This is a genomic window from Streptomyces sp. NPDC088157, from assembly GCF_044741545.1.
GTDB lineage: Bacteria > Actinomycetota > Actinomycetes > Streptomycetales > Streptomycetaceae > Streptomyces.
In genome coordinates, this window is the sequence record NZ_JBIUSU010000001.1 from 387494 (window position 1) to 409793 (window position 22300).

Below are 22300 nucleotides of genomic sequence, written 5' to 3' on the forward strand. Positions count from 1 at the left end.
CTACACCCACGTCCGGGGGCGGTAACGATTGGCACGTTCCACCAGGTCGATCCTTTCCTCGCCGCCCGTCGCCAGCCGGGCCAGCGTGCGGTACGAGCGCTCCAGGCCGAAGCGCAGCCCCCGCTCGTCCAGTTCGCTGCCGAGCAGCACGCGGGCGGCCGGGCCCGCGCCCTGGCCACCGGAGAGTATCCAGTCGAGGGCGCTGCCGAGGACTTCCGCGGACAACTGCTCGCGCCGCGTCGGATCCAGACCGTACGCGTCGAGCGCCTCGACCTGGGCCGCGGCGGCGGTGAGGTCCTCCAGGAAGGGTACGTCGGAGGCGAGGGCCGTCCGCTGCCGGAGCCGGGCGCGCACGGCCGCCACCCGGGCCGCCGTGTAGTGGATGGACGACTCCGGCACCGACTCCAGCGTCCGTACGGCACCCTTGCGGTCCCCGGCCGCGAGCTGCACGCGGGCCAGGCCGAACGCGGAGCTCACATAGCTCGGGTCGGTCGACCACACCAGGCGGTAGTACTCGGCGGCGTTGTCCAGCTGCCCCAGTACCTCCGCGCACAGGCCGAGGGCCAGCTTCGGCGCGGGTTCGCCCGGGAAGGCGTCGTAGATGGCGTCGAAGGCGAGCGCGGCGCCCTCGTGGTCGCCGGTGACCAGCGAGGTCACGCCCCGGTACCAGACCACCCGCCAGTCGTCGGGCCGTTCGCCGTCCAGTTTCTGGAGGGACATGAGGGCGGCCTGGTGGTCGCCGTTCTCCAGCCAGGCGCGGATCTGCCGCAGCCGGGTCTCGACGGACGGCGCCGGCGCGGCCGCGAGAGCCGTGATCAGCTCGGTCGGCGCGGACGTCAGCAGGCCGGCCAGGAAACCCGCGTTGGGGTCGGAGGCGTCGACGTGCGGAACGGGCAGCGCGAGTGAGGCGGCGGGCGCGGGAACCGTCTTGACGAGGCCGGGGGCGACGACGCTCCCGGCGACGGTGCTGCCGGTACCGGCCGACGCGACGCCGCCGGTACTCGGCAGCGCGCCGCCGGTGAACGCGGCGGCGGCGCCCGGGAGGGCGGGAGCCGCGGCGCCGGAGAGGGCCGTAGCCGTGCCGGCGAAGGCGGGGGCCACTCCGGGCAGGGCGGGGGCGGTGCCGGGGGACGCGGACGCGCTGCCCGGGCCGCCCGCCAGGGCCGTCGCGGACCCCGAACCACCGGACCGACGCGACGACTTGACGGCGACCCGCGACCCCAGCTGTGACACCTCCCCGTCCAGCTTCGGGAACAGCTCGGTGTCCGTGACCTTGATCTCCGGCCCGAACAGGGTCGACAGCGCGGGCCGGGCCCGGCCGCTCTGGAGCGACACGACCTCGCGCAGCACGCCCGTGAGCTGCTCCGCCATCTCCTGCGCGGAGGCGAACCTGCGGGCCGGGTCGGGGTCGGTGGCGCGGACCAGCAGCCGGTAGAACGACTCGTACTGGCGGAAGACCTCGATGTTGTCGGGGTCGGGCAGGGAGTCGACGAAGACGGTCGTGTAGCCCTGGAAGTCGAAGGTCAGGACGGCGAGGGTACGGCCCACCGTGTACAGGTCGGACGCGACCGACGGGCCGACCTCCGCGACCTCCGGGCCCTGGTAGCCGACCGTGCCGTAGATGGCCGACTCGTCGTCGTCCATCCTTCTGACCGCGCCCATGTCGATCAGCTTGAGCTGGTCCTCGGTCTGGATCGCGTTGTCGACCTTGAAGTCGCAGTACAGCAGGTTGCGGCTGTGCAGATGGCCGAGCGCCTCGAGCGCCTCGATGCCGTAGGCGCAGGCCTGCTCCACGGGGAGCGGATCCCGCTTGCCCTGCGGTGTACGGCGGTCGTTGGCGATCTCCTTCAGGGACTTGCCGCCGACGTACTCCATGACGATGTAGCCGTCGAGGGAGCCGGTGCGCTGGTCGAGGTGTTCGACGAAGTTGTAGATCCGCACGATGTTGGCGTGCTCGATCTCGGCGAGGAAGCGGCGCTCGGAGATGGCCGCGGCCATCGCGTCCTGGTCACCCGTGTCCAGGAGGCCCTTCAGCACGACCCACCGGTCGGACACCGCGCGGTCGACGGCCAGGTAGACCCAGCCGAGGCCGCCGTGCGCCAGACAGCCCACGACCTCGTACTGGCCGTGCACGACGTCGCCGGCCTTCAGCTTCGGCATGAAGGAGTACGGGTGGCCGCACTTGGTGCAGAAGCCCTCCGTGCGTCCCTCCCGCTCGCCGCGCGAGCGGCCCACCGGGGCCCCGCAGTCGGAGCGCGAGCAGAACCGCTTGCGCTCGGGCACCTCGGGGTTGTCCTGCACCATCGCGCGCGGGTCGGGCCTCGGCACCTGCGGCACCGCGACCAGTCCGACGCCGAGCCGGGCCCGCCCGGAGGAGCCGGCGGTCGAGCCGGAGCTGCGCACCGACACCGAACGGCCCGTCGACGTGCCCGACAGGGACCGCGACAGCCGCCCGGACACCGAGCGGCGCGACTTCGACGACTGCGACGACGTACGGGTACTGCGCGCGCTGCGCCCGCTGGAGCGTGAACTCGCGCTGCCCGCCGCGCCCTTGCCGCCTCCGGTCACCCCGGTCGGCGGCGAGCCGACCAGACCTCCCCCGGACGAGGGACTCCCGGACGAGACGACGGGGGCCAGACCGCAGGTGTCGCAGTACAGCTCGCCGCCGCCCACATCCTCGTACGACCCCTCGCAGCCCGGCCGTTGACACGACTGCCCTGCCTGACTCATGGCTACTGCTCCCCCCTACGGTCCTGAGGTCCGCCCTGCTCCGGCACGCGTGGCGCCGTGAGAAGTTCGGCCGCCGCCCGCTGGTAACGCAGGACGGCCTGTTCGGCGACGCGCAGATCACAGGGCGCGCTCCACAGCATGCGGCGCGCCGCGTCGTAGCGCTCGATGAGGAACGGGTCCTCGGCGAGCCCGTGCCGGGCGACCTTCGCCTTGTACGCGTCGAGGCGGCCGCGCAGCTCCGCGCGGACCGCCAGTGGCTGGGTGACCGCGGTCAGCGACTCGCGGGCGCGCATCAGTTCGTCCTCCGCCTTCTGCTCCAGGGACTCCAGGAGCGGCGACAGGCGGTGCCACTGGGCGCGCCGGCGGTAGTCGGCGGCCGTCGCGAGCTGCTCCTGGAGCACGGTCGGTGGGCCGCTGACCACGGGCACCTCCGTCGCGGCGATCTTCGCGAGCACCTCGCCGCGCGCGGTGCGCGCCTCGGCGAGCGTCCGGTCGGCGCGGCTGAGGATGTCCCGCAGCCTCACCAGCCGCTGCTCCGCGTCCTGGCGGACCGTCAGCACGGCGTCGATCTCCCGCCGTACGTCCTCCAGGGCGCGCGCCTCACGGTCGTACACGGTGGTGTCCGGACGACCGCCGCCCGGCGCCGAACTGCCCTGCGCGCGCACCCAGAAGGCGAGCGGGTCCGAGACCACCTGCTCGCGCAGGGAGGTCAGGGTGTGGGTGATGCGCTCCAGGTCGTCGCCCGCCGGGTGTTCGCCCGGGCGCACGCCGACGGAGTGCGCGAGCCGGCGGGTGCGCTGGAGCTCCGCGGCCAGTAAATCTATCCGGGCAGGCAGCGCCGACCACACCGCGTCGGCGGTCACGACGATGTCGAGCGACGACGCGTAGAGCTCGTTCATCCGGTCGACGAGGGCGGTGAGGGAGAAGCTGTGGCTGAGCTTGCCCGCGCCGTGCAGCGTCGGCGCTTCGGCGGTGGCGGTCGCCGATCCGGCGATCGACCCGGCTACCGTGACCGACTCGCCGCGCAGCAGTTCCGTCAGCTCCGTCAGGTCCTCGCGGCTGGACCAGCGGCGGCGCGAGCGGATGTCGCGGGCGCCGCGCAGCGCGTCGGTGTACGCGTCGAAGTACGCCCACAGCAGCGTGATCGACACCTCGGCGGACGCCCAGCGCTCCTTGGTGACGCCGGTGAGTTCGGCGCCTTCGAGGAGTCTGCGGCCCGCGTGGTCCTGGAGGGCGAGGAGCGAGGTCTCGATCGCCTCGTGCTCCGCGCCGAGCCGCGCCAGCGCACGGTCGACCTCGTCCCGGTCCATCACCGGCCCGGGGGGTCCCGTGACGCCCATCGATCACCTCTCGCTGCTGTTTCGGTTACTCGGCTCTGTACGCTGCCTGACCTGCGCGGTGACCCGTCAGTTCGTGCTCAGGTACTGCGGCGCGGGCGGTTTCGATGTCGTCGCGTCACCGCCCAGTGTCGCCGACAGCCACCTGTCGTACGAGGCCTGCCAGCCGCTCGCGCGGTACTCCACCAGGATCTGGTTGACCCGGCGTACCAGGTCGGTCGCCTTCTTCGCCATGGCCACGCCGTAGTACTCGGTCGTGAAGGGGGCGCCCTTGAGTTGGACCGTGGGGTCCTGGGCGGCCTGACTGGCCGCGAGCGCGCCGTCGGTGACCACCGCGTCGACCTCGCCGAGCTGCAATCGGACCAGGCAGTCGAGCTGGTTGGGCACGGTGGTGGAGATGTCGACGGTGGAGGCGATCCGGCCGGCCTTCTTGTCGTCGGCCAGCTTGGTGTTGGCCGTCGAACCGGTCGCCGTGCAGACCTTCTTGTTCGCCAGCGTGCCGTCATAGCCGGTGATCTTCGAGGACTTGGGCGCGAGGACCTGCTGCCCCGTCTTGAAGTACGGCGCGGAGAAGGCGACTTCGTCGAGCCGGGTGCAGGAGATCGTCATGGTGCGGACGATCATGTCGACCCGGCCCTCCTGGATGGCCGGGATGCGCTGGTTGGTCGGGATGGCCTTGAACTGGACCGCGTTCGGGTCGCCGAGGATGTCCTGGGCGATCCGGTGGACCAGGTCGATGTCGAAGCCCTCCAGCTCCGCCCCCGTGTTGTTCGGGTCGCGGTAGCCCCAGCGGTAGCTGTTCTGGTCGACGCCGACGATCAGCTTGCGCTTCGGGCCCTGCCGGGCCTTGATGGCGGCGATCGTCGCGCCGTCCGCGCTGGACGGCGTCGGCGTCCGCTTCTCCGGGTCCGTGCACGCGGCGTCGGCCGCCTGGGTGCCCTCGGCGACGCCCTGGCCGGCCCGGCCCGTGCTTCCGTCGCCGGGCGACTGGGTCGTCCACGGCAGGAGCAGGACGAAGGCCAGCGCGAGGGCGCACAGAGCCGCCATCGCGCCCACTCCGCCCCAGCCCTTCAGGCCGGCCCGCACACGTCGCACACGCATCGTCACGCCCCCTTCCACCGGTACGCCTCCTTCCGCCGGTTCGCCCCCGCCGACCGACCCTTTCGTGCCCGCCGACAGGCGTCGGCTCACCGGTACGCGCCCGTTCACCGGCCCGCGCCTGTTCACCGGTACTCCGACAGCCTGCGGCCGATGCCCAGGACCGCGCCCGCGGCGCCCAGTACGGCGAGGACGGCGGCGCCGATCGGCAGGCCGGTCATCGCGCCCAGACCGTCCCCGGCCGCCTGCCTGAACTCCTTCTGCTCGTGCTCCAGCGCGTTCGCGAGGTTCTTGTCGACGCCGTCGAAGCACGCGCCGGTCGCGTCCTTGCCGCCGATCACCAGGGCCAGCGCCTGCTCGTAGTTGCCGTTGTCGTCCTGCGCGCGGGCCGCCGTGTGGCGCTTCTTCCACTCCAGCATGTTGCTCTCGGCGGTCTCGACCGGCTTCTCGCCCGCCTCGTCGTCGGCGAGCTTCGCCGCGAGGGTGAGGCCCTTGCCGAGGGTGGTGATCTCGGTGGTGAAGTCGTGGTCGTACTTGTCTAGCGTCACCGATTCGCCGTCGGCCGCCACCTTCACCGTCTCGGCGCCGCGCGCCACCAGTGTCAGGTTCTCGTTGCCGCGTGCCTTGAGGGAGGCGATCCGGGCGTCGTGCAGGACGTTCAGCGAGCGGACGCCGTGGTCGTAGGAGTCGTCGAGACCCGCGCGGGCCACGGTGTGGCCGACGACCAGCCAGAGCAGGACGACCGTGGTGGTCGCCGTCGCCGCGACCAAACCCTGGTTCAGGACCCGGTTCGTACGGCGGTAGTTGCGGTGCTGCGCCCATGAGAGGCCGGCCAGCGCGAGGACGCCCAGCGCGATCGCCGCCCACGGATAGGGGGTGGCGTCGGCGTAGTCGTCCTGGAGGCGCTGGTTCTCCTTGGTGTAGAGGCTCTGGGCCGCCGGGAGCATGTCCTGCTGCATCTTCTGGTTCGCGTACCGCAGATAGGCGCCGCCGACGGGGAAACCCTGCCGGTTGTACGTCCGCGCACGCTCCACCAGGCCCTTGTACTCGGGCAGTAGCTTGTTCAGCTTGGTGATGACCGCCGTGGAGGGCGAGTCGGGGTCGGCGTTGTTGGCCGCGGTGACGAGCTTGGAGGCGGCCTCGTCGATGTCCTCCTCGTAGCGCTGCCGGGACTCCGCCGTCTCCTGCCCGCCCGCCAGGAAGCCGCTGGAGGCGGCCGTGTTGGCGTCGGCCAGCGAACGGTAGATGTCGGCCGCGGCCGCGCTGAGCGGCTGGCTCTTGTGCAGGACGTCGTCGGCGGCGGCCGCGCGGTCGGTCGTCTGCCAGGCCGTCACGGAGCCGAAGGCGATGACGAGGAGGGCGAGGAGGGCGCCGATGATGCGGAGCCGGCCCGGCTCGGTGGTCGCCGCCGCGCGCGCCTTGTCGACGCCCTCGGCGAAAGCCGTACGGCGGGTAGGCGGCGGTGCCGGCGCGGGCGTGGGCGCCGGTACGGTGGTGCTTGTAGCCGGGTTTGCCACGTTTTTGACCTCCCCCATGGTCAGCTGCCGCCGCCAGTATCGCTGGCGGGACCGGTGTTGCGCACCGGCCTTCACTGGATCTTGATCAGATCGCAGTCACCCCTGCCCATGAATACGCTGCGGGTGGGTGTTCGGTTCCTTCGCGGGGGCTCGTGTTGTGTTCGGGGGCGCGTGCGTCGGCGCTGCTCGCGCCCAGGTGGCGGGGCCGTATCCCGATACGGCCCCGCGCGCCCCCGGTGTGCTCACTCGCCCGAGGCGAAGTGCGTCCTGACCTTCCGCTGCGCCTCGGCGTCCGCCCCCAGTCGGTCCAGGCCGAGCAGCGCGGCCCCCAGCACCGGGCGTTCCCGTACGACGCTGGCCACGGCCTTCGGCGCCCGCGCGGCCAGGAGTTCTCTCACGCCGTCGTCCAGTTGCCCGTGGCCCGCCGTCAGGACTCCGCCCCCCAGCAGTACCGGTGTCTCCTCCTCCAGGAGGTCCAGACGGGTCAGGGCCACCGTCGCCATCGACACCACCTCCTGCGCCAGCCGGTCGACGATCGTGCGCGCCACGGCGTCTCCGGCCTCCGCCGTCCGGAAGAGGACCGGGGTCAGTTCGTGGCGGCGGGAGGGGGAGATGTGTTCCAGGTGGAGGGACTCGATCAGGGCGTACATGGACGGCAGGCCGAAGTGGGACGGGAGGGCGTCGGTGAGGGCCGTCGGTCCTCCCCGGCCGTCCTCCGCCCTCGCCGCGTGCCATATCGCCTCCTCGGCCAGGCCCCAGCCGCCGCCCCAGTCGCCGGAGAGGCGGCCGAGGGCCGGGAAGCGGGCGGTGCGGCCGTCGGGGCGCATGCCGACGCAGTTGATGCCGGCGCCGCAGACGACGGCCACTCCCCGGGGGTCGGCCACGCCCGCCCGCAGGATGGCGAACGTGTCGTTGCGGACGTCCACGGAGGCGCCCCACGCGCGTGCGTGCAGGGCTGCCGCCAGCTGCTCCTCCTCCACCGGCAGATCCGCGTTGGCCAGACAGGCCGAGACATGGACCGCCGAGCCGACGCCGGCGGCCGTGTACGCGCGCGTGACGGTGTCGGCCAGGGCGTCCACCGCCGCGGTCACGCCCACGGCGGGCGGGCGGAATCCGTCGCCGCGGGCCGTGGCGAGGACCTCCCCGTCGGCCGCCACGACCGCGACGTCCGTCTTGCTGTTGCCCGCGTCGATGGCGAGAACGCTTGCCGTCAGGCCCACGCGAGGTGCTCCCGGTTGTGTGCGATCAGTCGGTCGGTCAGCTGCTCGGCGTACTCGTACTGGGCGATCAGGGGGTGGGACAGGAGGGCCTTGAAGACGTTGTCGCGGCTGCCGTGCAGGGCCGCCCGCAGCGCCAGGTCCTCGTACGCCGTCACGTTCGCCATCAGACCCGCGTAGAGCGGGTCGACGGGGGCCACCGGCAGCGGGGACGGGCCCTTGGGGCCCACCGCCGCCTGGACCTCGATCACCGCGTCGTCCGGGAGGAAGGGCAGCGTGCCGTTGTTGAGGGTGTTCACCACCTGGTAGGGGCTGCCCGAGCCGGTCAGCAGGGCCGCCGCCAGGTCCACCGCCGCCTCCGAGTAGTAGGCGCCGCCTCGCTTCGCCAGCAGTTCCGGCTTCTCGTCCAGGGTCGGGTCGGCGTACAGCGACAGCAACTCGCGTTCCATCGCGGCCACCTCCGCCGCCCTCGACGGCTTCGTGCGCAGTTCCCGTACGACCTCGTCGTGCGCGTAGTAGTAGCGCAGGTAGTAGGAGGGGACCGTGCCCAGGCGGTCCAGGAGTGCGCGGGGCAGCCGCAGGTCGGCGGCGATCGTGTCGGCGTGGGCGGTCAGCAGGCCCGGGAGGACGTCGTCGCCCTCGGGGCCGTCCAGGCGCACCCCGGTCTCCCAGGTGAGGTGGTTGAGGCCCACGTGGTCCAGGTGGACGTCGGCCGGGGTGACGTCGAGCAGGGCGGCGAACTTCCGTTGCAGGCCGATCGCCACGTTGCACAGGCCGACCGCCTTGTGGCCGGCCTGGAGAAGAGCGCGGGTCACGATGCCGACCGGGTTGGTGAAGTCGATGATCCAGGCGTGCGGGTTGGTCCGGCGGACCCGTTCGGCGATGTCCAGGACCACCGGGACCGTGCGCAACGCCTTCGCGAGACCGCCCGCGCCCGTCGTCTCCTGCCCGACGCAGCCGCAGTCCAGAGGCCAGGTCTCGTCCCGCTCGCGCGCTGCCTGGCCGCCGACGCGGAGTTGCAGCAGCACGGCGTCGGCGCCCTCGACGGCCGCGTCCAGGTCGGACGTCGTCACGATCCGGCCGGGATGGTCCTGCCGGGCGAAGATGCGCCGGGCCAGGCCGCCGACGAGTTCCAGACGGTCGCCCGCCGGGTCGACGAGGACCAGTTCCTCCACGGGGAGGGTGTCCCGCAGGCGCGCGAAGCCGTCGATGAGTTCTGGGGTGTAGGTCGAGCCGCCGCCGACCACGGTGAGTTTCATGGCTTGTTAACCCTTTACTCCGGTGAGGGTGACACCTTCGACGAACGCCTTCTGGGCGAAGAAGAACACGAGGATCACGGGGGCCATGACCAGCACGGTGGCCGCCATGGTGAGGTTCCAGTCGGTGTGGTGCGCGCCCTTGAAGGACTCCAGGGCGTAGGAGAGGGTCCACGCGTTCGGGTTCTCGGAGGCGTAGATCTGCGGGCCGAAGTAGTCGTTCCACGCCGCGAAGAACTGGAAGAGGGCGACGGCGGCTATGCCGGGCTTGGCCATCGGCAGGACGACCTTCAGCAGGGTCCGCAGGTCGCCGCAGCCGTCCACCTTCGCCGCGTCGAGGTACTCGTTCGGGATGGTCAGCAGGAACTGGCGCAGCAGGAAGATCGAGAACGCGTCGCCGAACGCCAGCGGGATGATCAGCGGCCACAGGGTGCCCGACAGGTCCAGCTGCTTCGCCCAGAACAGGTACATCGGGATGACGACCACCTGCGGCGGCAGCATCATCATCGAGATCACCAGCATGAGCGTCAGGTTCCGGCCCCGGAAACGGAACTTGGCCAGCGCGTACGCCACGGGTATGGAGGAGACGACCGTGAGGACCGTTCCCAGTCCGGCGTAGACGAGCGTGTTCCTCCACCAGGTGAGGAACCCCGGGGTGTCGAAGACCTTCCGGTAGTTGGCCCACTCCCAGGTGTGCGGGACGAGGTCCCGGCTGAGTGCCTGCGAGTCGCTCATCAGGGACGTCAGGAACACGAACACGAAGGGGAGGGTGAAGAAGAGGGCGGCGGCCACGCCGAGGGAGTGGATCGCGATCCACTCCAGCAGCGCCTTGCGGCGGGCGGTGCGCTCGGCGGGAGAGGACGGGGTCGCCAACTCCGCGGGGCGGTCCAGTACTTGTGTCATGTGGGTCAGTCACCTGCCTGGATGAGGCCGCCCCGGCGCCGCATGAGGAGCGCGGTGAACGCCATCGACAGGGCGAACAGGACCAGGGCGACGACACAGGCGGAGCCGTAGTCGAAGCGCTGGAAGCCGAGGTTGTAGACGAGTTGGGGGAGGGTGAGGGTGGAGTGCTCGGGGTAGCCGGGCTCGAACATGGTGCCCGCCCCTTGGATGACCCCCGAGGCGACCTTTCCGGCGACCAGGGGTTGTGTGTAGCACTGCATCGCCGCGATCACCCCGGTGACGACCGCGAACATGATGATCGGCGAGATGTTGGGGAGGGTGACGAACCGGAACCGCTGCCACGCCGAGGCGCCGTCCAGTTCCGCCGCCTCGTACTGCTCCTTCGGCACGTCGAGCAGCGCGGCCATGAAGATGACCATCAGGTCACCGACCCCCCACAGGAACATCAGGGTGAGGGCGGGCTTGGACCAGTCGGGGTCGTTGAACCAGCCCGGGGCCGGGACGCCGATCTTCTCCAGGATCGAGTTGACCGGGCCCGTACCGGGGTTGAGGAGGAACGCGAAGGCCATGGTGGCCGCCACCGGCGGGGCGAGGTAGGGCAGGTAGAAGAGGGTGCGGAAGACACCCGTACCCGTCTTGATCTTCGTGATGAGCATGCCGATGCCGAGTCCGAACAGCACCCGCATGGTCACCATGATCACGACCAGCCACAGGGTGTTGCGCAGGGCAGGCCAGAAGAACGGGTAGTGCTCGAAGACGTACGTCCAGTTCTTCGTGCCGCTCCACGTGGGCGGCTTGAAGCCGTCGTAGTGCATGAACGAGAAGTAGACCGTCGAGATCATCGGGTACGCGAAGAAGACCGCGAAGCCGATCAGCCAGGGGGAGAGGAAGGCGAAGTTGCGCAGTGCCGAGCGCCGGTGCTTCGCCCTCAACGTGTGGGTGGTCATCGCTACTTCGCCTGCGCGATGTCCGTGTCGATCTGTGCGGCCGCCTTCTTCAGGCCGGCCCTCAGGTCGGTGACCTTGCCGCTCTCGTAGTCGTAGCCGAGCTGCTGGACGGTGGTCAGGTAGACGCCGCCGTTGATCGACGCCGGGGACGTGGTCGAGTTCGGGTTCGCGGCGATGTCCAGGAACGTCTTGAAGCGCGGGTCGTACTTCAGGTCCGGGGACTTCAGGGCGGCCAGCGTGGACGGCACGTTGTGGATGGCGTTGGAGAAGGCGACCACCGCGGCCGTGTCGGTGGTCATGTACTTCACCAGCTCCCAGGCCGCGTTCTGCTTCTTGCTGGTGGCGGCGATGCCGGCGATGGTGCCGGTGATGTAGCCCTTGCCGTACTGGGCCACCTGGTCGTCCGGGACGGGGAGCGGGGCGACGCCGATGTCGAAGCCCGGCTTGGCGTCCAGGGCCATGCCCAGGCGCCACTCGCCGTCGAGCTGCATGGCGACCTGACCGGTCTGGAAGGGGTGCTTCGGGCCCCACTCGTCGCCGAGCGTGGAGCGGAAGGTCTCCAGCTTCTTGAAGCCGCCGAGTTCGTCGACGAGCTTCTTCTGCAGTGTGAAGGCGTCGGCGACGGCCGGGTCGGTGGCGAGCGTCGACTTGCCGGACTTGTTGAAGTAGGTCGGACCGAACTGGCCCATGTAGTGCTCGGTCGTCGTCTCCCAGCCGTGGTAGTTCGGCATGAAGCCGAGCTGCTTGAACGTGTTCCCCTGGGTGATCGTCAGCTTCTTGGCGTCGGCCTCGAACTCGGTCCAGGTCTTCGGCGGGTCGGTGATGCCTGCCTTCGCGAAGGCCGTCTTGTTGTAGTAGAGGCCGTACGCGTCGCCCAGCAGCGGAACCGCGCAGCGGTTGAGCTCGAACTGGGTGTACTCGTTCATCGCCTTCGGGAAGATGGCGTTCGCGTCGATGTCCGACTTCTTGAAGAAGGGGTTGAGATCGACCAGGGCCCCCGACGAGCAGAACTTGCCGACGTTGTTGGTGGTGAACGACGAGATCACGTCCGGCGCCTTGGTGCCGCCCGCGCGCAGCGCCTGGTTGATCTTGTCGTCGGTCATGTTGCCGACGACGTTCACATGGATGTTGGGGTGCGTCTTCTCGAAGCCGGCGACCAGCGCCTGTACGGCCTTGACCTCGTTCGGCGCGCTCCAGGCGTGCCAGAAGGTGAGGGTCGTCTCCTTCGACGCGTCGTCGTCGGATCCGGTCGCGGACTGGCCGGTACAGGCGGTGGTGCTGAGCAGGAGGGCCGTGGAGGCGGTGAGGGCGAAAGCCGCCTTTCGGACGACTTCGGGTATGCGTGTGGGCATGGCGGAGCCTTCCAGGAACAGGGCAGGTGAAAGGGATGAGGTGGAGCGGGGTGAGGTGAAGGTGGGAGAGGAGGGGTGGTGGTGCGGCTAGCGCGAGGTGTCGAAGACCTCGTCGCGGGTGGCCGCCAGCGCGCTCTCCAGCGCGCCGCGCAGCACGGGCCGTTCGGTGACGTCGCTCATGACGAGCTTCGGCCGGGACGCGGCCAGTTCCTCCAGCTCGTCCTGGACGAGGGCGCGCAGCACCTCGCCGCCGGCGGTCAGGGAGGCGCCGCTGAGGACGACGAGTTCGGGGTCGAGCACGGAGACGAGCGAGGCGAGACCGGTCGCGAGCCGGGTCGCGTACGTCTGGAGCAGCAGCCGGTTCAGGACGGTGTCCTCGGCGGCGGCCCGCTCGACGAGTGCGGCGGCGACCTCGGCGTAGGGCCCGGACGGGATGCCGGTGATGCCGAGTTCCCGGGCCAGCTGGGGAATGGCCTGTGAGCCGGCGAGCTCCTGGTAGCCGCCACTGTTGGCCTTGGTCACCTGTCGGACCAGGGGTGCGCCCGGAACCGGCAGGAAACCCACCTCTCCGGCGCCGCCGGTCCAGCCGCGGTGCAGTCGGCCGCCGAGGACCAGGGCGGCGCCGAGACCGCCCTCGTTCCACAGCAGGACGAAGTCCTCGTGACCGCGGGCCGCGCCCAGGCGCTGTTCGGCGACGGCGGCGAGGTTGACGTCGTTCTCGTACTCGACCGGCATCGGCAGCGCTGCGGCGAGGTCGTCGAGCAGCGCGGGGGAGTGCCAGCCGGGCAGGTGGGAGGCGTAGCGCAGCCGACCGGTGGTGGGGTCGAAGGCGCCGGGGGTGGCGACGACGAGGCGTCGTACGTCGTCCCGGGTGAGGCCCGCGGTCTTCACCGCGCCGTCGAGGGCGTCGGTGACCTGCCGTACGACGGCTTCGGCGGTCTTCCGGCCGGGCGTGGCCACCTCGAAGGCGCCCACGGTCCGGCCGGTGGCGTCGGCGACGGCGGCCAGGACGCGTTCCGGGGTGACGTCGAGTCCCGCGGCGTACGCGGCGGCCGGATTGACCTCGTACAGCTGGGCGTTGGGGCCGGGGCGCCCCTCGGTGGTGCCGGTCGCGAGCACCAGTCCCGCCGCCTCCAGGCGGGCCAGCAGCTGGGACGCGGTCGGCTTCGACAGGCCGGTGAGCTTGCCGATGCGGGTGCGGGACAGGGGGCCGTGCGCCAGCAGGAGGTCGAGTGCGGCGCGGTCGTTCATGGCGCGCAGGACGCGCGGGGTGCCCGGCGTACCGGCGGTTCCTGCCATGGGGTCGACACCTGCCTTTCTGAACTGCCCAGCTTCTCAGTGCCGCCGGACGCAAGTCCACATACGGCCACTGTTAGGAAAGTTTCCTATCGGCTGGCAGGAACGTAAGCCCGTCACGAAGGGGACGTCAAGGAGTGAAAGGGGAAATGCCCCCGAGGCAACAGAGTCGTTACTTCGGGGGCGGAACGTTCGCGGGTGGGCGGACGGCCGGCACGGCGCGGGACGCGCCGAAAGGCCGTGACATGCCGGAAGGCCGCACCCGGGGCGCCCCGGGTGCGGCCTTCCGGCGGACCGCTACTTCGCGGGGGTCGCCGGGGCGGCCGCCCGCGGCTGGGCGATCGGACTCGCCGCCGCCACCTGCGGGGAGTCCGCGTTGGCGAACACCGACGGCGCCGCGACCAGGGCCGTCGGATCGGCCGGGTCCTCCGTGACGGGGGCGGTCGCGCCGCCCACGATGCGGATGTCGGCCGCGTCGAAGGCGCGCTTGACGCGCCAGCGCAGCTCCCGCTCGACGGCGAGGGCCTTGCCGGGCATCGTCTTCGCGGAGACGCGGACGACCATCGAGTCCAGGAGGACGCTGTCCAGGCCGAGCACCTCGATCGGGCTCCACAGGAGCTCGTTCCAGGGCTCTTCCTTGCTCATCTTCTCGGCGACCTCGTCCAGGGTGGCCTTGACCAGGTCGAGGTCCTCGGACGCCTTCACGGTCACGTCGACGCCGGCGGTCGCCCAGCCCTGCGAGAGGTTGCCGATCCGCTTGACCTCACCGTTGCGGACGTACCAGATCTCACCGTTGTCACCGCGCAGCTTCGTCACCCGCAGCCCCACCTCGATGACCTCGCCGCTGGCCACGCCCGCGTCGATCTGGTCGCCGACGCCGTACTGGTCCTCCAGGATCATGAACACACCGGAGAGGAAGTCGGTGACCAGGTTGCGCGCGCCGAAACCGATCGCCACGCCCGCGACACCGGCGGAGGCCAGCAGCGGGGCCAGATTGATCTCGAAGGTGCCCAGCACCATCAGGGCCGCCGTGCCGAGGATCAGGAAACTCGCCACCGAACGCAGCACCGAGCCGATCGCCTGCGAGCGCTGACGTCGCCGCTCGTTGTTGACCAGCAGCCCGCCCAGCGCCGTGCCGTCGACCGACGCGACGGTGCGGTTCATCCGATCGATCATCTTGGTGATCGCCCGCTGCACCACCACTCTCAGCACCACCGCGATCACCAGGATCAGCAGGACTCTCAGACCGATCGCCAGCCAGGTCGACCAGTTCTGCTCGACCCAGCTGGCCGCGTTCGTCGCGCTCTCCTGGGCGTCCTGAAGGGTCGGGACCGTCACCGCGGTCGGCGACTCCGAAGGAGTCGGCGACGGCGACGCATCGGCGGCCAGTAGGACGGCGGGCAAGGACACGGCAGGTACCTCCAGGTGCTGCACTGCTCCATTCGGTGCGGCGGTCAAGGGCGACACGCACTGCGAGGTCACGGAAAGGTCACCGGACGGGCAGAACCACCACACTAACCGGGCATTGTGTGTGCTCCGGCGAGATCCGTGAAGGAGAGACGGTCCTCACCTGCGCTTGAACAGGCCATGATCCGGGGGAGAAAGTGGGTGTGGTCGAAAACACTCCCGGCCCGTTACCGGGACATGGTGGCGCGTCCACCAGGCAAGAGGGGAGACTGACCACAGATCGTCCCGGCGCGAGCCACGCGCCGCCGACGCCCAAGGAGGCATCCGTGCCGCATGTCCTGGTCCTCAACGCGTCGTACGAGCCGCTCGGCGTCGTACCGCTCCGCCGCGCGCTCGTCCTCGTCCTGGAGAACAAGGCAGTCTCCCTCGAGGAATCCGGCGCCTTCATGCACAGCGCGACCGTCACGGTTTCCGCACCCAGCGTGGTCCGGCTCAAGCGATTCGTCCGGGTTCCCTATCGGGGGCCCGTTCCTCTGACCCGGCGGGCGCTGTTCGCCCGCGACGGGGGCCGGTGCATGTACTGCGGTGGCGTCGCAACCAGCGTCGACCACGTCGTCCCGCGCAGCCGTGGGGGCAAACACGTGTGGGACAACGTCGTGGCGTCCTGCCGTCGCTGCAACCACGTCAAGGCAGACCGGCACCTCGTCGAGATCGGCTGGCGGCTGCGCCACAAACCCGCGCCCCCTTCCGGCCTCGCCTGGCGCATCATCGGCACCGGACACCGCGACCCGCGCTGGCTTCCGTACTTGCAGCCGTTCGGCGCGGACGACGCCCTGGCCCGGATCGACGGCATCTCCGCCTGACGATCCGGGTCTTTGCGTTGCGCCGTCCGGGTCTTCGCACCGTGTCACCACCGCCCATTGCCGGGTGTGACCGGCTCCGGGGGTCCCCCGTGCCCCCGGAGCCGGAGCGTCACGCGTAGCGCAGCTCCGCCGGGTGCGCGCAGCGGCGCAGCAGGGGGAGTGACGTGGCCGCCGCCAGCAGGCAGCACGCGTACACGGCCACCGGGACCAGCAGCGCGGCGTACGGCACCGGCCGGCCGACGTACTCCTGGGCCAGTGAGCCGTACCAGACGCCGATCGCCATGCCGCCCGCGCCCGCCAACGCGACCGCGGGGGCCAGCGGCAGCGCCGTCTCCAGGAGCAGCGCCCGGCCGAGGACCGATCGCGGTACCCCGGCGGCGACCTGCGCGGCCAGGGCGCGGCGACGGTTCGCCAGCGACTCGGCGGTGCCGACGGCGAGCCCGGAGAGGGTGATCGCGAGGCCCACCAGGATCGCGGCGGCCGTCAGATCGACGCCGGTCGTGTAGAAGGCCATGTCCATGCCGAGCTGGTTCCTGCGGCTCGTGGCGTGCAGATCGGCCAGAAACGCCTGCCGGAATCCGACGAATCCCGTGCCGACGACCGTGACCAGCAGGACCGCCGCGTGCGTACGGGCCGCCGCCCAGGGATCGTCGCGCAGCCGTTCCGCCGCGATCAGCGTCGCCGCGGAACGGGCCCGGCCCGCCAGCAGCCGCCCGACCGCCCCGGCCGTGGCCCCGGACAGCCACACCGTGCCCGCGCCGACCGTGAGGACCAGACCGAGCACCGCCTCCGGCACCCCCTCCCGGCCGGTGCCGGAGGCGTTCCCCACGGCCCACAGGGCGAGCAGCAGCACCACCAGCACACCGCCCGTGAACAGCACTGCCGGCCCCTTGCCGCTGGTCGGCCGCACCCGGCGCACCCACCCGAGCGGCGAGGCCACCACCCGGCGCAGCGCCAGCACACCCGCCGCCACCCCCAGCGCGGGCACTCCCAGCAGGACCAGCGCGAATCCGGCCCAGGTCCACAGGGACGGGCTGTCCCACATCCCCAGCAGGACCGGGACCGCGACGGCGGTGGCGAGGACCGACCCCGACAGACAGGCCGGACCTGTCTCCAGCGCGGCGATCCGGCGCACCTGGGCAGGGGTGGCCCCCGCCAGCCGCAGTGCCGCCAGCCGTCGGTCCCGGTGCACCGCGCCGATCCGGGCGCACTGCCCGAGGAACCCCAGCACCGGTACCAGCAGGAGCAGCAGGCTGACGATCACACCCGAGCGTTCGCCCGGCTGGTCCAACAGGCCGTGTGCGAACGGCACCCGGTGGTGACCCCGGAGCGAGCCCAGCGCGACGGCCGCGAGGGCGAACCCCGTCGCCAGCGCCGCCCCCGCCGCCGTCAGCCCGGCCCGCCACCACTCCTGGCGGTTCGACCCCCGGGTCAGCGCCCAGGCGAGCCGGACGTCGGCAGCCGCGCCGCCTCGGAATCCGCCGCGTATGTCCGAGGTCATGCCGTCACCTCCGCCGACGCCACGGCGCCGTCACTCAGCCGCACCTCGCGATCCGCGTACGCGGCCACCTGCGCGTCGTGCGTGATCAACAGCACCGCCGTGCCCGACTCGCGGGCCGTGTGCACCAGGGCCGTCATCACCTGCTCGGTCGCCAGCGAGTCGAGCGCCCCCGTCGGCTCGTCGGCGAACACCACCTTCGGGCCGGTCACCAGTGCCCGGGCCAGGGAGACCCGCTGGCCCTGGCCGCCGCTCAGCTCGCCCGGCCGCAGCTCCTCCTGGCCGCGCACCCCGAACCGCTCCAGCCACCGGCCGGCCCGCTCCCGGGCCCCGGCGCGGTCGGCTCCGGCGAGCATCAGCGGCAGCGCCACGTTGTCCACGGCCGTCAGCTCGGGGATCAGCTGGCCGAACTGGAAGACCAGGCCGAACTCCGTGCGGCGCAGCTCGCTCAGCCGCTTCTCCGGCAGCCGGTCGAGCCGCTGCCCGGCGTAGACGACCGAGCCCCCGTCCGGGCGGACGATGCCGGACAGGCAGTGCAGCAGCGTCGACTTGCCGCTGCCGCTGGCCCCCGTCACGGCGAGGATCTCGCCGGCCCACAGCTCCGCCGAGGCGCCCCGCAGAGCCCGTGTTCTGCCGTGCTCCTTGACGAGGTCCCGGCCCGCAAGCAGCGGTGCCAGGGCGTCCCCCTTGTTGCTCATGCTGGGTCGACCTCCGCGGTCAGAGTGGTGAGCCGGGCCGCCGTCGTGTGCATCCAGCGGAGGTCGGCGTCGAGGTGGTTGAGGGCGTAGTCCGCCGAGAGGACGGTCGCCAGGTCGGAGCCCGGGGCGGTCTTGACGGCCGTGAGCTCCCGCATCCGGTCCATGTGCGCGGCGCGCTGGGCGCGGAGATAGGCGGCCGGGTCGCCGCCCGCCAGGATCGACACGACGACCTTGGCGAAGATCTCGTTCGTCACGAAGGGCGCCGGCGGGGCGATCTCGCCCGCCCAGTGGGCCAGCTCGCGCGAACCGGTGTCCGTCGAGCGGTACAGCGTCCGTTCCGGACCGCCGTCCGCGTCGGTGCGGTCCACCTCGGCGAGACCGTCGCGGACCAGCCGTTGCAGCGTTGTGTAGACCTGGCCGTAGGCCAGCGGACGGGCCTGCGGAAAGCGTTCGTCATGGCGTCGCTTGAGGTCGTAGCCATGGCTCGGCCCCGCCGCGAGCAGCCCCAGGAGGACGTGCCGGGTGCTCATGGTGGCGACTATATACTCGCTATATGTACTGAGTGAATAGCAGGGGGATCCCGGCGGCGGTGGTGCCGCCGGTGCGCAGGTCGGCCGTGTCGGGGCGGGCTCCGGGGGCGTGTGGCAGCGTGTAATGACGTGAGGACGTCTGTCCCCGCGTCCGCTGGGTAGGGCTGGGGTAACCGATGACATCCCCGACGAGGAGGCCACCGTGATCGCGCCGGCCCGCTCCAAACGCCTGGCGGAGCCCTCCGCCACCGCCCCCGCCGAGTTCCAGGACCCCCGTCTCTGCGCCTTCAGCGCCGAGGGGACCTGCGCCGAACCCCCGCTGACCAGCGAACCCCCGCTGCCCGACGCCGAGCCCCTGACCAGCGAGCCGCCGCTCGCCGTCGCGGACTCCGACTCCACGAGGCCCTAGATGACCGCACCCCCCGGAGAGGAGCTCGCCCGGCTCGCCGCGTTGCACGGCGTCGCCACCTCCTACCAGCCCTCCCCGGACCGCACGGTGACGGCCTCGGCCGGCGCCGTCACCCGCGCCCTGGCCGCCCTCGGCGTCGACGCGGGCAGCCCGAAGGCCGTGCGTGCCGCGCTCGCCGCCCGGGAACGGGAGCTGGGCGAGCGGCTGCTGCCGCCCACGGTGGTGTGCTGGCGCGGAAGCCCCTGCGAGCCCCTCGCCGCCCTTCCCGAGGGCACCGTCCTGGGTGTACGGACCGAGCAGGGCGAGAGCCGCGACTCCGTCGAGCAACTCCCGCTCGGGGTGCACCAGCTGACGGTCACCGCACCGGACGGGCGCACCGGCCGCGCCCACCTCGTCGTGGCCCCGCCCCGCCTGCCCGCACCCGCGGGGCGCTCGTACGGACTCCTCGTCCAGCTGTACTCCCTCCTCTCCCGGCGCTCCTGGGGCATGGGCGACCTCGGTGACCTCGGCGAGCTGACCGCCTGGGCAGGGCGGGCGCTCGGGGCCGGATTCGTGCAGGTCAACCCGTTGCACGCGGCTGTGCCCGGCGCCCCGACCGACCCCTCCCCGTACCGGCCCTCCTCACGCCGCTTCCCCGACCCGGTGCACCTGCGCATCGAGGACGTCCCCGAGTTCGCCCACGTCCAGGACGACGGCCTGCGGCCCGCGTTGCTCGAGCGCGCCGGGCGGCTGCGCGAAGCCGTCCTGGAGAAGGGCGAGTTGATCGACCGCGACGCCGTGTGGGAGCTGAAGCGGCAGGCTCTGGAACTGGTCGCCCGCGTGCCGCTCGGGCCCGGCCGGCGCGCCGCCTACTGCGACTTCCTCGCCGAGCAGGGACAGGCCCTGGAGGACCACGCCACCTGGTGCGCGCTCGCCGAGGTGCACGGGTCCCAGTGGCGGCAGTGGCCGGACGGACTCCGGGACCCGCGCTCCGCCGAGACCACCCGCGCCCGCGGCGAGCTGATGGACCGCGTCGACTTCCACTCCCGCCTGGCCTGGCTCACCGACGCCCAGCTCACCGCCGCCCAGCGCGCCGCGCGGGAGGCGGGCATGCCCGTCGGGATCGTGCACGACCTGGCGGTCGGCGTGCACCCCGAGGGCGCCGACGCCTGGGCGCAGCAGGAGTACTTCGCCGCCGGCATGTCGGTGGGCGCACCGCCGGACGCCTTCAACGCCCGCGGCCAGGACTGGGGCCTGCCCCCCTGGCGCCCGGACCGGCTGGCCGCCTCCGGCTACGCCCCCTACCGGCGCCTGCTGAAGGCACTCTTCCGCTATGCCGGCGCCCTGCGCATCGACCACGTCATGGGTCTGTTCCGCCTCTGGTGGGTCCCGCAGGGCGAGCCGCCGACGGAGGGCGCGTACGTCCGTTACGACGCCGAGGCCATGCTCGCCGTCCTGGTACTGGAGGCCTCGCGGGCCGGTTCGCTGGTCATCGGCGAGGACCTGGGCACCGTCGAGCCCGGCGTGCGCGAGACCCTGCGCGAACGAGGGGTGCTCGGCACGTCCGTCCTGTGGTTCGAACGCGACTGGGACGGCGACGGGCGACCCCTGTCCCCCGACCGCTGGCGCGCCGACTGCCTGGCCACCGCCACCACGCACGACCTGCCGTCCACCGCCGCCCGGCTCACCGGCGAGCACGTCGAACTGCGTGACCGGCTGGGCCTGTTGACCCGGCCCGTGGAGGAGGAGCGCGCCGAGGCGGCCAACGACGCGGCGGAGTGGCTGGGCCTGCTCACCCGTCTCGGACTCCTGGCCGGCACCGGCGGGGGCGGCGACCGCTCCTCCGAGGAGGCCGAGGTCCAGGCCGTCCACCGCTTCCTGCTGCGCACCCCCGCCCGCATGATCGGCGTCTGGCTCCCGGACGGCGTCGGCGACCGACGCCCGCAGAACCTCCCGGGCACCTGGGACCAGTACCCGAACTGGCGGCTGCCGATCGCCGACGCGCAGGGCCGCCCGGTGACTCTGGAGGAGCTGGCGGCCTCGCCGAGGCTGCGGGCGCTGATCGACGTACTGCGGGAGCAGGACGGCCCACCCGGGGGCGCCGCCTCCGAGGGAACCTGAGGACGAGGCGGCAGCCCGCGGGGGCGGTCGCACAAGCGTCCCGCAGGCTCATACGGCACCCCGGGCGCGCGCTCCCCGACACCGTTCGCTAACTTGGGCACCGTGGACAAGAAGAACGCCCTGCGCGCCGGCGCCCTGGCCGCCGGTACGACGCTGATGATGCTGCTCATGTCGTCCCCCGCGCTCGCGCTGACCCGCGACGACGGAGACGACCCCGGCCCGGGTCTGAGCGTCGTCGAGACGCTGGGCCTCTACGTGGTGGCCCCCATCGGGCTGTTCCTGCTGATCGCCGGACTGGTGTGGGTCCTGGACAAGTCGAAGGACAGGGGCGACACCACCAGCTCCAACATCACCGTCAAGGGCCGGGCGAAGGCCAAGGCCTGACTTTCGGCCCCCTGACTTCCGGCCCGGTCTCCGGGCCCGAGGGCGTCGGCCCCCGCCACGTACGCGTATGCCGTACGTGGCGGGGCCGACGCCCTCGACTCGTTTCCGGGCACCGTCCGCTCCGGGGCGCCGCCCGGTCAGGGCCGTCCCGCCCGCACCGTGTCCCGGTCCCGTGCCCCGCGGCGGCCGACCGACCCTCCGATCGACGGGGCAGGTCCGCGGTTCAACTCCCGGGCGTCTCCGTGGCCAACAGCAAATCCCGCAACAGCTCAGCCAGTTGGCCGGCCCGTTCGGGGTCCAGTGCGGCGGTCAGGGCCTCGGTCTGGGCGGCGAGGCCCGCGCCGACCGCCCGGTCGACCAGTTCCAGCCCCTTCTCGGTCAGGGTCACCTGGAGGCCCCGGCGGTCGTGCGGGTCGGGGGAGCGGCGCAGCAGGGCGGCCCGTTCCAGTTTGTCCAGGCGGCCGGTCATGCCGCCGGTGGTGAGCATGAGCGTCGCCGACAACTGGCGGGGCGAGAGGGTGTAGGGCTCGCCGGAGCGGCGGAGGGTGGCGAGTACGTCGAATTCGCCCCGTCCGATGCCGAGAGCCGCGTACGCCTTCTCCATCTTGTCGCCCATCGCGCGCGCGAGCCGGGAGATCCGGCCGAAGACCTCCATGGCGCCGGTGTCGAGGTCGGGCCGGACCGTCGCCCACTGCTCGATGATCGCGTCGACCGGGTCCTTGCGCGGGGGCTGCGGGCTGCTCATGGGACGAGTATCC

At 71.9% G+C, this 22300-nt stretch carries 19 protein-coding genes; 4 read left to right on the top strand and 15 right to left on the bottom strand.

The window, feature by feature from the left end; translation table 11 throughout:
• From ACIPFH_RS01685 to ACIPFH_RS01735, 11 genes are all read right to left on the bottom strand, one after another.
• Window positions 1–2730 (bottom strand): tetratricopeptide repeat protein, encoded by a 2730-nt coding sequence (locus tag ACIPFH_RS01685; RefSeq protein WP_401822043.1) that lies wholly within the window; start codon window positions 2728–2730, stop codon window positions 1–3.
• A 2-nt stretch (window positions 2731–2732) separates the two neighbouring features.
• Window positions 2733–4070, bottom strand: a complete 1338-nt coding sequence (locus ACIPFH_RS01690) for a hypothetical protein (RefSeq protein ID WP_401822045.1) — start codon at window positions 4068–4070, stop codon at window positions 2733–2735.
• Between the two features lie 66 nt (window positions 4071–4136).
• Window positions 4137–5168, bottom strand: a complete 1032-nt coding sequence (locus tag ACIPFH_RS01695; RefSeq protein ID WP_401822047.1) for a glutamate ABC transporter substrate-binding protein — start codon at window positions 5166–5168, stop codon at window positions 4137–4139.
• A gap of 122 nt (window positions 5169–5290) precedes the next feature.
• Window positions 5291–6700 (bottom strand): hypothetical protein, encoded by a 1410-nt coding sequence (locus ACIPFH_RS01700; RefSeq protein ID WP_401822049.1) that lies wholly within the window; start codon window positions 6698–6700, stop codon window positions 5291–5293.
• A 224-nt stretch (window positions 6701–6924) separates the two neighbouring features.
• Entirely contained in the window at window positions 6925–7902 is a 978-nt protein-coding gene (locus ACIPFH_RS01705) for a BadF/BadG/BcrA/BcrD ATPase family protein (protein ID WP_356264497.1), read from the bottom strand.
• Window positions 7893–9158, bottom strand: a complete 1266-nt coding sequence (locus tag ACIPFH_RS01710) for a 6-phospho-beta-glucosidase (RefSeq protein WP_356264500.1) — start codon at window positions 9156–9158, stop codon at window positions 7893–7895. The genes ACIPFH_RS01705 and ACIPFH_RS01710 overlap by 10 nt, the downstream gene beginning before the upstream one ends.
• Before the next feature lie 6 nt (window positions 9159–9164).
• Window positions 9165–10058 carry a carbohydrate ABC transporter permease gene (locus ACIPFH_RS01715; RefSeq protein WP_356264503.1) on the bottom strand — a complete coding sequence of 298 codons (894 nt, stop codon included), beginning with the start codon at window positions 10056–10058 and terminating at the stop codon, window positions 9165–9167.
• Window positions 10059–10063: 5 nt separating this feature from the next.
• Entirely contained in the window at window positions 10064–11005 is a 942-nt protein-coding gene (locus tag ACIPFH_RS01720; RefSeq protein ID WP_401822054.1) for a carbohydrate ABC transporter permease, read from the bottom strand.
• Window positions 11006–11007: 2 nt separating this feature from the next.
• On the bottom strand, window positions 11008–12357 hold the full coding sequence (locus tag ACIPFH_RS01725) for an ABC transporter substrate-binding protein (protein WP_401822056.1): 1350 nt from the start codon (window positions 12355–12357) through the stop codon (window positions 11008–11010).
• Window positions 12358–12444: 87 nt separating this feature from the next.
• Window positions 12445–13656: an ROK family transcriptional regulator gene (locus ACIPFH_RS01730; RefSeq protein WP_401822059.1), complete on the bottom strand. Its 1212-nt coding sequence runs from the start codon at window positions 13654–13656 to the stop codon at window positions 12445–12447.
• A gap of 294 nt (window positions 13657–13950) precedes the next feature.
• On the bottom strand, window positions 13951–15063 hold the full coding sequence (locus tag ACIPFH_RS01735; RefSeq protein ID WP_401822061.1) for a mechanosensitive ion channel family protein: 1113 nt from the start codon (window positions 15061–15063) through the stop codon (window positions 13951–13953).
• Window positions 15064–15386: 323 nt separating this feature from the next.
• Between ACIPFH_RS01735 and ACIPFH_RS01740 the strand changes: the two genes are divergently transcribed.
• The gene (locus ACIPFH_RS01740; RefSeq protein WP_328481826.1) at window positions 15387–15923 is read left to right on the top strand and encodes an HNH endonuclease; all 537 of its coding nucleotides are present in this window, start codon (window positions 15387–15389) and stop codon (window positions 15921–15923) included.
• A 109-nt stretch (window positions 15924–16032) separates the two neighbouring features.
• Here the strand turns inward: ACIPFH_RS01740 and ACIPFH_RS01745 are convergent, their stop codons facing one another.
• From ACIPFH_RS01745 to ACIPFH_RS01755, 3 genes are read right to left on the bottom strand one after another with little or no spacing between them, the layout of a single operon-like run.
• A complete protein-coding gene (locus ACIPFH_RS01745) occupies window positions 16033–17424 on the bottom strand; it encodes an FtsX-like permease family protein (protein ID WP_401822063.1) in 1392 nt (463 codons plus the stop codon).
• Window positions 17421–18119 carry an ABC transporter ATP-binding protein gene (locus tag ACIPFH_RS01750; protein ID WP_401822066.1) on the bottom strand — a complete coding sequence of 233 codons (699 nt, stop codon included), beginning with the start codon at window positions 18117–18119 and terminating at the stop codon, window positions 17421–17423. The genes ACIPFH_RS01745 and ACIPFH_RS01750 overlap by 4 nt, the downstream gene beginning before the upstream one ends.
• Window positions 18116–18649 (bottom strand): PadR family transcriptional regulator, encoded by a 534-nt coding sequence (locus ACIPFH_RS01755; protein WP_401822068.1) that lies wholly within the window; start codon window positions 18647–18649, stop codon window positions 18116–18118. Before ACIPFH_RS01755 ends, ACIPFH_RS01750 begins: the two co-directional genes overlap by 4 nt.
• A 202-nt stretch (window positions 18650–18851) precedes the next feature.
• Between ACIPFH_RS01755 and ACIPFH_RS01760 the strand changes: the two genes are divergently transcribed.
• The 3 genes from ACIPFH_RS01760 (at window position 18852) to ACIPFH_RS01770 (ending at window position 21542) form a co-directional block, all read left to right on the top strand.
• Complete coding sequence (locus ACIPFH_RS01760; protein ID WP_401822070.1) at window positions 18852–19058, top strand: hypothetical protein; 207 nt, start codon at window positions 18852–18854, stop codon at window positions 19056–19058.
• Window positions 19059–21158 (top strand): 4-alpha-glucanotransferase, encoded by a 2100-nt coding sequence (gene malQ / locus ACIPFH_RS01765; RefSeq protein WP_401822071.1) that lies wholly within the window; start codon window positions 19059–19061, stop codon window positions 21156–21158.
• A 102-nt stretch (window positions 21159–21260) separates the two neighbouring features.
• A complete protein-coding gene (locus tag ACIPFH_RS01770; protein WP_401822072.1) occupies window positions 21261–21542 on the top strand; it encodes a hypothetical protein in 282 nt (93 codons plus the stop codon).
• Window positions 21543–21765: 223 nt separating this feature from the next.
• On the opposite strand, the gene ACIPFH_RS01775 is transcribed toward ACIPFH_RS01770, so the two are convergent.
• Window positions 21766–22287, bottom strand: a complete 522-nt coding sequence (locus ACIPFH_RS01775) for a MarR family winged helix-turn-helix transcriptional regulator (protein WP_401822074.1) — start codon at window positions 22285–22287, stop codon at window positions 21766–21768.
• Between the last annotated feature and the right edge of the window lie 13 nt (window positions 22288–22300).

Excerpts from the sequence above, each read along its gene's own strand:
- ACIPFH_RS01745 (WP_401822063.1), bottom strand. The coding sequence starts at position 17,424 with ATGACCTCGGACATACGCGGCGGATTCCGAGGCGGCGCGGCTGCCGAC.
- ACIPFH_RS01755 (WP_401822068.1), bottom strand. The coding sequence starts at position 18,649 with ATGAGCACCCGGCACGTCCTCCTGGGGCTGCTCGCGGCGGGGCCGAGC.
- ACIPFH_RS01715 (WP_356264503.1), bottom strand. The coding sequence starts at position 10,058 with ATGACACAAGTACTGGACCGCCCCGCGGAGTTGGCGACCCCGTCCTCT.
- malQ (WP_401822071.1), top strand. The coding sequence starts at position 19,059 with ATGACCGCACCCCCCGGAGAGGAGCTCGCCCGGCTCGCCGCGTTGCAC.
- ACIPFH_RS01700 (WP_401822049.1), bottom strand. The coding sequence starts at position 6,700 with ATGGGGGAGGTCAAAAACGTGGCAAACCCGGCTACAAGCACCACCGTA.
- ACIPFH_RS01685 (WP_401822043.1), bottom strand. The coding sequence starts at position 2,730 with ATGAGTCAGGCAGGGCAGTCGTGTCAACGGCCGGGCTGCGAGGGGTCG.
- ACIPFH_RS01775 (WP_401822074.1), bottom strand. The coding sequence starts at position 22,287 with ATGAGCAGCCCGCAGCCCCCGCGCAAGGACCCGGTCGACGCGATCATC.
- ACIPFH_RS01730 (WP_401822059.1), bottom strand. The coding sequence starts at position 13,656 with ATGGCAGGAACCGCCGGTACGCCGGGCACCCCGCGCGTCCTGCGCGCC.
- ACIPFH_RS01695 (WP_401822047.1), bottom strand. The coding sequence starts at position 5,168 with ATGCGTGTGCGACGTGTGCGGGCCGGCCTGAAGGGCTGGGGCGGAGTG.
- ACIPFH_RS01690 (WP_401822045.1), bottom strand. The coding sequence starts at position 4,070 with ATGGGCGTCACGGGACCCCCCGGGCCGGTGATGGACCGGGACGAGGTC.
- ACIPFH_RS01710 (WP_356264500.1), bottom strand. The coding sequence starts at position 9,158 with ATGAAACTCACCGTGGTCGGCGGCGGCTCGACCTACACCCCAGAACTC.
- ACIPFH_RS01725 (WP_401822056.1), bottom strand. The coding sequence starts at position 12,357 with ATGCCCACACGCATACCCGAAGTCGTCCGAAAGGCGGCTTTCGCCCTC.
- ACIPFH_RS01720 (WP_401822054.1), bottom strand. The coding sequence starts at position 11,005 with ATGACCACCCACACGTTGAGGGCGAAGCACCGGCGCTCGGCACTGCGC.
- ACIPFH_RS01750 (WP_401822066.1), bottom strand. The coding sequence starts at position 18,119 with ATGAGCAACAAGGGGGACGCCCTGGCACCGCTGCTTGCGGGCCGGGAC.